The organism is Accumulibacter sp., from assembly GCF_016789985.1.
Taxonomy (GTDB): Bacteria; Pseudomonadota; Gammaproteobacteria; order Burkholderiales; family Rhodocyclaceae; genus Accumulibacter.
Genome location: NZ_JAEUOL010000185.1, coordinates 1 through 10,157 on the forward strand (window position 1 = coordinate 1; position 10,157 = coordinate 10,157).

A 10,157-nucleotide genomic window follows, 5' to 3' on the forward strand; every position below is an offset into this window, starting at 1 on the left:
ACAGAACGCCCACCACGCGCTCCGTGTCGCACATCGTGGCTACGTTCTGCAGCACGGGCAGATCATCCTGTCGGGAAGCGGACACGAACTGCTGGCCAACCCGGAGGTGCACGCCGCCTATCTCGAAGGCGGCCACGCCGCAGCGCCCGCCTAGTCCATGGACGGCAGCAGCAGGCCGCCACCGCGCTGGCTCCCCTTCCTGGTGCTCGGCGTCGGGCTGCTGGCGATCTCCTTCGGTGCCATCCTGGCGCGTTTCGCGCAAGCTTACGGCCTGCCCTCGCTGACCATCGCCACCCTGCGCCTCGGCTTGGCGGCGCTGCTCATCACCCCGCTCGCCCTCTGGCAATCAGGCCGCACGCTGGGTGCGCTGAACCGGCGGCAGGCGCTGCTCACCGGAGGCGCCGGCTTGTTTCTCGCCCTGCACTTCGCCACCTGGATCAGCTCGCTCGAGTACACCTCGGTGGCCAGCAGCACGGCGCTGGTGACGACCAACCTGCTGTGGATCGGCATCGCCTCCTTCCTGCTGTTCGGCGACCGGCCCAGCCGCCTGCTGCTGGTCGGCATCGTGATTTCAATCTCGGGCAGCGGCTTGATTTTCTGGAGCGACAGCCGCAGCAGCGCGCCCGGCAGCAACCCGCTGCTCGGCAACTTCCTCGCCGTCGCGGGGAGCTGGTGTTTCTCGGCCTATCTCCTGATCGGCCGCCGCCTGCGCGCCAGCCTGCCGCTGCCGGCATATGTGTGGCTCGCCTACGGCAGTGCCGCCATCTTCCTGTTCGTCGCCTGCCAGGCCAGCGGCACGCCGCTCGGCGGTTACAGCAATGTCGCCTATCTCGTCGCGCTGGGCATGGCCGTCGGCCCCCAGTTGCTGGGCCACACTTCCTACAACTGGTCGCTCAAACACGTTTCGCCGACCTTCATCGCCGTGGTCACACTGGGAGAACCGGTCGGAAGCGCGCTGATGGCATGGATATTTTTTGGGGAAGCGTTCACGCTGTGGCAGGGGATCGGGTTTGTCCTGCTACTGGTCGGTATCTATCTGGCAGCGCGTGGAGAAGTGCGGTGAAGACCATGGTTGTCATGGTCGCCGCCCGCTAGATACGCACTCCAGGTCGAGCCGTTCAGCGCAAGCATATGGGCGGCAAACTGAAAGACGCTTCGCCCCTACCCTTGAGCCTCTTGAAAAACTCGCACGGCAGGGTTGATTTTTCGCAGGGAGGAGAAAGCGGGGGAGGCGGGCGCGCAGGACGGCAGACCTCGTGACCGATGCGCTGACCCTGACCTGGTTCCGCAAGAAGCCAGCACCGGGGCCTGCACCCCTCCGACCGGGGCAGCCAGTCTGCCCGCCAGGCCTTCCAGGACAAGTTCAAGGCCTACGGCATGACTTCCTTGATGAGCCGGAAAGGCAATGGCCGGAAAAACAAGCGAAGCGCCGTTTCGCGAGCCGTCAGGCGAGCGGGCGAAGCCCGGCACAACACGTCGACGGGAGCGGGTTCAAACGCTTCAGGAACGAGCAGGTGCACGGCGTTCCCTACGCCAGCCATGCCGACATGAAGGCGGCCAGCTTTGAGTACATCGAGGTCTTCTCCAACCGAAAACGGCTGCACTCGACCCTTGGCTACCAATCACCTGTTCAGTTTCTGGAGAACTGGATCAGGCAGCACCCTCAGGAGAATCTGCTAGCATGACACCCGCGCCCTTCGGCAGACGAAAAACCGAGGGAACCTCAGACACACGGAGAGTTATCGGATCAGTCTACCCGCTTGATACTCCTCACCCAGCGTGCATAGAACTCGGGATCCAGCAGCTTCCTGCCTAGATCGGGCTTTCTCCACAGGTTCCTGGCACGACTCTTGGTCTGGTAAAGAAGATTGATGGTCCATTCGAGAGTCGGGCTGTCAAGATCGATGCGGCTTAGATAGGCTTTTACTCTTGATCGGTCCCAGAAATCGGTTCGCGCGTCAGCTACCGGCTCCAGGTCCAGGCAGGCACTTGCCAAAGCCAGATACTGGCGAAGCGCTCGTCCCCCGCCGTTCGCGGAAAACCTGCTGCCAAGAGCACACCAGTCGATCTTGTCGCCATAGGTTCGGATGGCCAGCGCAAACTCGAATAACTGCCGCACGGAAACCTGTTCGAGTTTCCCTTGAGTATTCACCAGCAACGCGTGAATCGTGTTGTGGGCAACGAAATCGGTTGGCGAGGGAAGCAAACATTCGCCGCCGGCCCAGCTCGCTGTTACCGCCCGACCGAAGACATCCGCGCTGGACAGAAGCTTCACGAAAGGCAGGTCGACCGGTTGCACATGAAGCTCTAGCACTGCCGGCAGATCCGCCCTGTAAAGCGGTGGATAGTGATGGCACACAGCCTCCCACCCACCACTTTCGGCCAGTTCGCTGTGCCCTGCTGACGTCTGGTAGCCTGCCTCAGCCAGCACATCCACCGCATCTGCAAGTCTGTCTGACGAAACAAGAATGTCCAGATCGGAGATCATGCGCTCACCCGACGTCGGATAGAGCCCGCCGGCGATCGCTGCCGCACCCTTGAGCAATACCGGTTGAACGCCAATCCCGCCGAGCAGGGCGATGACATCGTGCAATTGCTGCTCACACTCGCGGTTCCGCAGCAGGTTCAGTTCATGAACGGCATCAAGATAGTCTGCGACATCGGCAGGCAGCTCCGAGAACCGCCCCTGCTCGCGCAGAGCCCAGCGTACCGACGGAGTGACCAGATGCTGCCCCGACAGTTTGAGGACTCTTTCCCACTCGCCGGCGTTGCACGGCAAGTCCACCTCCGAAAGTGGCTGCCCCAGCGCACCGGTCAGGCATCGGCAAAGGACGCTGAAAGGAGTTCTCATCCCGGTTCAGGAGTCCAGAGACTCACTCCCGAATCCAAAAGAAGCCTCACACCCTCCGGCATCACTCTCCCCCGCACACGCTCATCCGAGTGAAACCACCAACCAGGGCTCTCAGTATCCCGCTCGGCCACGGCCAAGCTTGCTCCTGACCACATGCCAGACAAACACTGGTGCCGAGACAAAGGTCCGCCGCCACAGGCGCCGCGGTTCTCGAACCAGGCGAGGCAGCCATTCCAGACCCAGTCGCTGGAATACCACGTGCGATCGCACCACCTTTCCGGCAAAGAAATCGAACACGGCACCGACCGCACCGGCAAACCTCACTTGCAGTCGAGCGCGATGATCATGTAACCATTTCTCCTGCTTGGGGGCGGTCAGACCAACCCACAATACGTCAGGGTTTGCAACGTTGATTGCATCGACCATGGCATCATTTTCGGCATGGGTGTACGCCTCCTTGAACGGCGGCGAGTAAGTGCCGGCAACCCGGACCCGCGGGAATTCTTTGGCCATCCGCACGCGAATCAGAGCGAGCGTTTCTTCACTGGCGCCAAGAAAGAAGACGCTCAGGCCTCCGGCCGCGTTCATCCGTTCGAGCAATGCTCGAAAAATGGCCGACCCGGTCACCCGCTCCGTAATTCCGCCGCCGAGCAACCTCGATGCCATGACGACGCCGGCGCCATCCGGCACCAGCCATTCGGCATCCCTGAGCGCCGCGACAAATGCGGCATCGTTGACCGCTACGGCATACGAATGCGGATTCAGACACGCCAGCCAGGCGCAGTTGCGCTGACTTACCGTCCTGCCGCAGACGACGGAAAACACGTCGTCTGCGCAACGATCAACCGATAGTGTGTCTATCCGGTAGCCAAGGATATCTTCCTTCATGGCCCCACCTGCGCACGGCGTGACTGCGAGACATGGATCGCACTCTGGTAAATGTCCATCAGCCTGGCATAGTTTGTTCCCTCGGTGTACCGGGCCTCAAATTCCACCCTCGCCCCGCGCCCCAGACGCTCAAGCATGTTAGGCTCTTCCCACGCGGCGCGAACAACGCGGAATATCGACTCGGGCGCCCCCGGAGGAAACACCAAGCCACTCCCGCCATGCCCGACGATGGTCGGTAACGGGCCCAGATCGGAAGCGGCGACCGGCGTGCCAAACGCGAAGGCCTCGCGCACCACCATCGGGAAACCCTCATAACAGACCGACGGCAGCACCAGCAGTCGCGCTCCGGCGATCTGCTCCTGAGCAGCCGCTGCGTCAAGCTGGCCGAAAAACCTCACCGGCAATCCCGAGGCCATCCGCGTCAGTTCCGCCCGCAACTCGCCATCGCCAACCAAGCGCAGTTCCGGTGCGCTGCTTCCCCAGCACTGCCAGGCTCGTAACAGATCACGCACACCTTTCTCGGCACTCAGGCGACCGACAAAGACCGCATAGGGTGCACGCTCCTCCCAGGTGCGAACGGCCGGCTCGCCGGGAAAGAAGTTTGGCTTCACGTGCACCCTGTCTGCGGGCAGGCCGGCCGCACAGAGGCGCTCGCGCTGAAAAATGGTGAGCGCGATGAAGGCGTCCACCTCCTCGCGCCAAGTACCCAGCGCCCGATGCAGACCAACCCCAAGAGCCAGGGGCAGAGTCGCCGCCCGACTGTTCCGATAACAGCCGTAGCGAATGGCCGGCCACACCGAATGCCGGTCCAGGCATTCCGTACAGACCTGGCCAGCTCGCATCGGGATCGCCGCGGGGCAGAAGATCCGATAGTTGTGGAGCGTCAGGACGCGCGCCGCACTACCGCCGATGGCTGGGAAAATGGCAGGAGAGATCAGCGGAAAGGTGTTGTGCACATGCACCACGTCCGGTCGAAAACCGCCCAGCTTCTGCCTTATCGCTGACACCATCCAAGGATTCCAGGCAGTTGCCAGCGCTCCTCGCAGCGTACCCCAGGCCCCCTGACAGCGGATCTCGTCACTGTGCCGGGTAAAAACTGCCACCTCGTGCCCACGCGTCTCAAGTAACGCCTTCTCTGCCTCAAACACCTGGTTTTCACCCGAGGGAGCTGCCGAACCGTAAAAATTATGTACCAGGAGGACCTTCATGCCGGCCGCCCCCATGCTCCTCGATCTTACGCCGGTAGATCTCGTCGACCAACTCGGCCTTCCTCTCCCACGAGAAGTCCTGCGCCCGCCGCACGGCGCCATGGGCGAGAGCAACGCGCAAGGACTCGTCGGAGGCAAGCCGACCAATCGCCAGCGATAAATCGGTAACGACCTTCGCCGGCGTCGTGACCGGAACCTTGATACCGCAGCGGTCGTCGACCACGCCGGCAAATCCACAATGGTCGAGGCAGACGATCGGCAAACCAAGCGCCAGAGCCTCGACGGTCACGGTCGAGGTCAGGTCGCGCAAACTCGTGATCAGCATCAGGTGGCTGGTCGCCATCACCCCTAGCGCCTGATCGCGGGGTAACCAACCATGAAATTGACAACGATCTAACACTCCCAACCTTTCCGCAAGTCGACGCCATTTCGCTGTACACGGTCCATCTCCAAGCACATGCAATTCCCAATTCAAAACTCCGCTCAATCTTGCCACTGCCATTAGAACGAGATTCAAAGCCTTGCGCGGAATATGCAGGCCGGTCCACACCATACGCAATGGCTCCCCGAAAGCACGCCGGGTTGGCTCTACAGCGCTCCCCGGTGGCAAGCCGACCTCGCAAATCAGAGTACTGGGGCAACCCCAATACTTCTTTGCGCCCAGCTGGTTCTCGGGCGTTGCAGCCAGCAAACCAGACCCGGTAAAGTTTGCCGCCAACCTCGGCCGTCGCGCGAAGCGCGTCTCAAGGTAGTTATACAGGTTGTATCCAACATAATATAGCGCCCCGTACGCCCCCGCCATCGGAAGGAATCGCCACGGGAACGATCCCATGCCACCGATCGGGCCCCAGACAAATGGAATACCGAGCTTCCAGAGGTAACCGGGCTCGCGGAAGCCGACCATCGTGAGCTGGTGGGCGAGATCAAAGTTGACCTCGCGATGCAACTCTTCCGCGAGCACCAGACAATTCTCGTGCCATCGCCGGTAATACCAGTAATAAGAGGGAGGCCACAACTTGCGGAGTGGGCGATTGCGCTGCTTTCTCAAGAAATGAAAGCGCACCGAGCTCGGGAAGTCGGGATTCTCGGCGAGATAACGCTCGATGTCGGAACGAAACTTTTCCTCCTCGACGATCACCCAAAGGTCGTGTCGCTCGGCCAGGGCCGCCACGAATCCCCAGCCGACACCCGGTTCAGAGCCTTGGTACGGGCTACAGGCGTAAGCTGAAATCAGAACCTTCATTCGTGTATGCACGACCAGTTCCGCTCCAGAAAAACGATCAGCTCTCCGAAGAAGGCCGCCTGATATGCGCGATGCAATAGCCAAAGCGCCATGTAGACACGACTACCCGGACCAGACAACGCGGCTGCAGCCAACACGCGGTCCCCGAGATCCAGAGCAGCAGACAACGTCGCGCGCGGACTAGCACCCTGCCGCAAAAGCCTCGCCGGCGCAACCACGTAGGAGAACGCATCCCCTAACGCCAAATCCTCGGATCGGCTCTGTTCCCAATCGAAGACAAAAAGACCCTTTTCCGTCCAGGCGCTGTTCCACGGCGTGAAATCACCGTGCGCTCTATGGAGCCACAGTTGCACCCCGTTGCCACCCAAAGTGATAAGACGAGCGTAGAGCGCTCGGCAGGCACCAACCAACTCATCCGCAGGCCCGTGGTCGAAGCTCGCTGGAAGCTGTGCCAAGGCATCAGCGAGTAGAACCTGTCGACGGTTGATCGACGACAGTCGTGCGAGAAAGACCGTGACTTCCTTTCGCATCCGGCGCTCCCCAATCCGGCAACGAGGGCGGTACTCCTGGCAAACGGTTAGCGTGGCGCTGGCAGCCAACACGCCAGCCAACCTGGGAACGTACTCTGAGACCGGCGACTCTACCAGACACGCAAGAACCGCCGCTTCGTGTTCGAGCGAGGCCACCGAGCGCGAGTTGGCAGCAACCTTAAGAATTACCTCAGGCGATGCGTCGCCCAGAGGCAAGATCACGGTTTTTCGATTCTCGTCAGCCGTACCGAGGTACAAGGCGTACATCATTCCAGCCGTCAGACACCGTTCACGCAGGCCTGCCTCTACCAACCCGCGGGGCCTGCAGTCCGAATCACGAGCTGCGACAAACAGAACACGTTCCCGCAGGACGGCGACGCTACCCAGCGTTGCCAGCTGCCCCGCCAGCCACAACGCCACGCGGGCCGCCCATCGACCAGGGCGATGCAGGGACAATGCAGCCAACGCGTGTCGAGGCGAATCGAGCGGCACCACAACCCTTGGATTCGCGGCCGGCAACAGGCCGTATTCACGCACAACGGGAAATTCCATCGCCAGAATTGCCCGCCAATAGTGGGCACGCTCGCGGCCAACAACAACACCGGCAACCTGCGCTGCATGGAGTTCCGCAGACGAAGGACTCTCTCGCAGGGTACATCGATCCCCATCCACTAGAAGAAGCCCGACAGGTTCGACGCCCCCGCTTGTGCGCACACGTGCAAGATCCTCTTCCCAGAATGTTTCTTCCTCCGAAGAGAAACCATAAAGGCCGACGCCATTTCCAGTCACTGGGGGTAGCAACCATCGCCAGCCGAAACGCTGGTCCAATAGGCTGTTGCTCATTCAGAACCGCGTCTGTGACCGTCTGCGCAGGACTTTGCACAGCGCATGTAACACTTGGTCGTGAGTCTCTTCCACAGTAATGTCTGTTGAAACCATGACCGCCCGCGGCTCACGAGCTGCGAATTCTCTTAAGGCCTCAACCTGACGGCGTGTTTCCTCCAGCGGCAATTCCTGCTTGCGAGCGGCAATTGTTTCCGGGGCTCCGTGCAGACACACGATCAGATCAGGTGTCGGCACCAGCATGGCGAACCACCTTGCAACCCGACCCGGCAGACCAACACGGAAGCGGCGAGGATCGAAGGCCATGTCGTACGCGTAACGGTCGAAAACAACCACCGTTGGACTCTTGGCTATCAGCGGTCTTGTCCACAACCAATAGCCTACGACATAGTCTAGAGTCAGATACGACAAGCGCAACAGAGAACCTAACACGCCCGACGGAGTAGCCGCATGAGGTGCAAGTACTGGCCCATCAATGCGGCTGGCACCTTTTAGCCGGGCAAGTGGCGGCAGCCACCCCGGACGCAGATGTTTCACAACGACCGTATTGTGGGTAGCTGCATTAAGGACCGGCAACAGGCTACTGATCACTGTGGACTTCCCCGCACCATCGACTCCGAGGATGGCCAACACCAACCCTGGGGGTCGGGCATAACGACGCATCCTGCTCCACTGGTACCTCAGTCGGTGGGTGACTGAAAAAATTGGCCGACTGCAAAGCATATCGCGAAAGAGCAGTGAACGAAGCTGCCTACAGTCGGCGCGAAGTTCCTCGGACGGAGCGGTTGAGAGGAGCAATGCTCGAAAAGCGACCAATGGCCGTGCTCGCATCGGGGCAAGCAGCGTGGCCACAAGAGGCCAATCATTCCTCGCCGCTAGCCGCGCCGCCCCAGAGTACTTTTCAGGATACACGTCGTTGTTCAAGACCTCCTTCAACACCCCGAGGATCGCGGCCAAGCCGTCACTCAGAACATGGACGCCATTATGCAAGTGCACCGGGAGAGGTTTATCGCCGTCCAGCAAGCGGCATCCTCGAAAAAATAACCCGACGTTGACGTCTACGCATAAACCCCACCATCCCGTATTTCCAGCCTGCGTATGCCCGAGCCCTACGACCTTGAAAAAACCTGGAGACTCCGCGATGCCAACCGGCCATCCATTGGCTGCTCCAAAGGCTTCAAGCACTATCGCCCTTGCGCTTAGGCCGTCCTTTTCGGAAACCAAGATATCCACATCGCTTCCACCAGAGGCATACGGAAGCGACTCGTAGTTACGCAAGACAACGTAGGGCACTCCCCGTGCTTCGAAGCCATCGAAGAGACTCTTCAACACCCTCGCTTCCGCCGAACAAATCATAGTTTCTATACTCGCCACGAAAACCACCCAATGCATGCCATTGGCAGCATCATTTCAGGCAACAATCATCCTGACATTCACCGAATCCTCCTTGGCACCATGCCTCACTCTCGGAACCTCCCCATCATCGTACACACCATATTTCGCCATCTCGATCGCCAGTATGCCCATGGCCCAGTCCGCCATTTTGTGCCCCAGCTCTCGGAAAGATGAGGTTAGGTCAAAGGAAGTGAGAGTCTGCAGGATAGTCTCACAAATCAGATAGCAAATAGTTGCTACAACCAGAGAAATATGGCATCCGAATGCAGAGGCGCTGAGAGGGTTGATGGGCCGACGAAACAAGAACGTGGCAGCCGTGGCCTTAGCGAACAAGAATGCCCGGATCGTCTGGGCGTTGCGGGCACACGACCGGGACTACGGAGCCGATTTCGGATTGGTGGTATGAACACGGGTTTCCCACCGTGCTGGCCGCCTCTGGTGATGGAGGGACCGCCGGCGACCGGCACCGTGGAAAGCCCTGCGGTGGAGCAGCATAACGGCAGCAAAGGTCAAGGAGAACCCCACCGATTGCACAGACAATCATGAGTTGATGGCGAGACTGGTCAGACCGTGACTGAGATACCCTGCTTCTCACAAGGCACTTCGAGTGCGCCAAGTTGATCAGGGCTCAGTCAGCGTATTCCATCAGGGACGGGGTCGTGGCCCCGAACGAGAGTCCGGATCTATGGCTGCAATCTCCACCTGATTCCCCTCAGCGAATGAAGGCTTGGTAAACCAGGGGCGACCATCTATGGTGAGCGAATACGTCGCGTCTACCAACGGTATGCTGGAACTGTACTTCCTGCCGCCTTAATCGCCGCAGCTCAATCCAGACGAGCAAGTGTGGAAAAGCGTCAAGGAGCGGGTGGCGAAACAGAAGCCGCTCGACAAAATCAGCCTGCGGCGTCTGATTCAGGGGGCGTTGGAGCGCCTTCCAACTCTTCCAGAGATCGTGCGAGGGTTTTTTCAGCATCCGGATTGCGCTCGTACAATATGAACAGTAGATGTTTATTGCCTAGGGAAGGTCTGCACAACACCCGCTGAAACGGTTGTTGTCACTTGATGTTTCAAATGGCGACATCTTTCGGCTTTTGGGGCGTGGTTTCGGAGCGTTTTTGTCCCTGTTCACGGCCCTTTGGCCGTTTTCGGGCGCACTCATCCCTGTGCCCCCATGTTCAAAAGTCGTTTGCGCACCATCC

General features: G+C 60.1%; 8 protein-coding genes and 2 pseudogenes. 4 read left to right on the forward strand and 6 right to left on the reverse strand.

The features are described from left to right. From JNK99_RS11025 to JNK99_RS11035, 3 genes and pseudogenes are all read left to right on the forward strand, one after another. Positions 1 to 154, forward strand: a pseudogene (locus JNK99_RS11025) (ABC transporter ATP-binding protein); the annotation flags it as partial. A 3-nt stretch (positions 155 to 157) separates the two neighbouring features. Continuing rightward, positions 158 to 1,063: a DMT family transporter gene (locus JNK99_RS11030; protein WP_291852809.1), complete on the forward strand. Its 906-nt coding sequence runs from the start codon at positions 158 to 160 to the stop codon at positions 1,061 to 1,063. 193 nt (positions 1,064 to 1,256) lie between these two features. After that, on the forward strand, positions 1,257 to 1,685 hold the full coding sequence (locus JNK99_RS11035) for an IS3 family transposase (RefSeq protein ID WP_291852812.1): 429 nt from the start codon (positions 1,257 to 1,259) through the stop codon (positions 1,683 to 1,685). A gap of 62 nt (positions 1,686 to 1,747) precedes the next feature. Here JNK99_RS11035 and JNK99_RS11040 read toward each other — a convergent pair whose 3' ends face one another. From JNK99_RS11040 to JNK99_RS11065, 6 genes are all read right to left on the reverse strand, one after another. Then, positions 1,748 to 2,779, reverse strand: a complete 1,032-nt coding sequence (locus tag JNK99_RS11040) for a nucleotidyltransferase family protein (protein ID WP_291852814.1) — start codon at positions 2,777 to 2,779, stop codon at positions 1,748 to 1,750. Between the two features lie 183 nt (positions 2,780 to 2,962). After that, positions 2,963 to 3,739 carry a WecB/TagA/CpsF family glycosyltransferase gene (locus JNK99_RS11045; RefSeq protein ID WP_291852817.1) on the reverse strand — a complete coding sequence of 259 codons (777 nt, stop codon included), beginning with the start codon at positions 3,737 to 3,739 and terminating at the stop codon, positions 2,963 to 2,965. Continuing rightward, positions 3,736 to 4,947: a glycosyltransferase family 4 protein gene (locus JNK99_RS11050; protein WP_291852820.1), complete on the reverse strand. Its 1,212-nt coding sequence runs from the start codon at positions 4,945 to 4,947 to the stop codon at positions 3,736 to 3,738. The genes JNK99_RS11045 and JNK99_RS11050 overlap by 4 nt, the downstream gene beginning before the upstream one ends. Beyond that, the gene (locus JNK99_RS11055) at positions 4,925 to 6,190 is read right to left on the reverse strand and encodes a glycosyltransferase (protein ID WP_291852823.1); all 1,266 of its coding nucleotides are present in this window, start codon (positions 6,188 to 6,190) and stop codon (positions 4,925 to 4,927) included. Before JNK99_RS11055 ends, JNK99_RS11050 begins: the two co-directional genes overlap by 23 nt. Beyond that, on the reverse strand, positions 6,187 to 7,563 hold the full coding sequence (locus JNK99_RS11060; RefSeq protein WP_291852826.1) for a hypothetical protein: 1,377 nt from the start codon (positions 7,561 to 7,563) through the stop codon (positions 6,187 to 6,189). The genes JNK99_RS11055 and JNK99_RS11060 overlap by 4 nt, the downstream gene beginning before the upstream one ends. Next, positions 7,564 to 8,895, reverse strand: a complete 1,332-nt coding sequence (locus tag JNK99_RS11065) for a hypothetical protein (RefSeq protein ID WP_291852829.1) — start codon at positions 8,893 to 8,895, stop codon at positions 7,564 to 7,566. It abuts the gene before it with no gap. Between the two features lie 337 nt (positions 8,896 to 9,232). Between JNK99_RS11065 and JNK99_RS11070 the strand changes: the two are divergent. Continuing rightward, positions 9,233 to 9,364, forward strand: a pseudogene (locus JNK99_RS11070) (IS110 family transposase); the annotation flags it as partial. Between the last annotated feature and the right edge of the window lie 793 nt (positions 9,365 to 10,157).

Bases quoted from the DNA above. Each gene is read 5' to 3' on its own strand.
- JNK99_RS11030 (WP_291852809.1), top strand. From the start codon at position 158: ATGGACGGCAGCAGCAGGCCGCCACCGCGCTGGCTCCCCTTCCTGGTG.
- JNK99_RS11045 (WP_291852817.1), bottom strand. From the start codon at position 3,739: ATGAAGGAAGATATCCTTGGCTACCGGATAGACACACTATCGGTTGAT.
- JNK99_RS11050 (WP_291852820.1), bottom strand. From the start codon at position 4,947: ATGAAGGTCCTCCTGGTACATAATTTTTACGGTTCGGCAGCTCCCTCG.
- JNK99_RS11055 (WP_291852823.1), bottom strand. From the start codon at position 6,190: ATGAAGGTTCTGATTTCAGCTTACGCCTGTAGCCCGTACCAAGGCTCT.
- JNK99_RS11060 (WP_291852826.1), bottom strand. From the start codon at position 7,563: ATGAGCAACAGCCTATTGGACCAGCGTTTCGGCTGGCGATGGTTGCTA.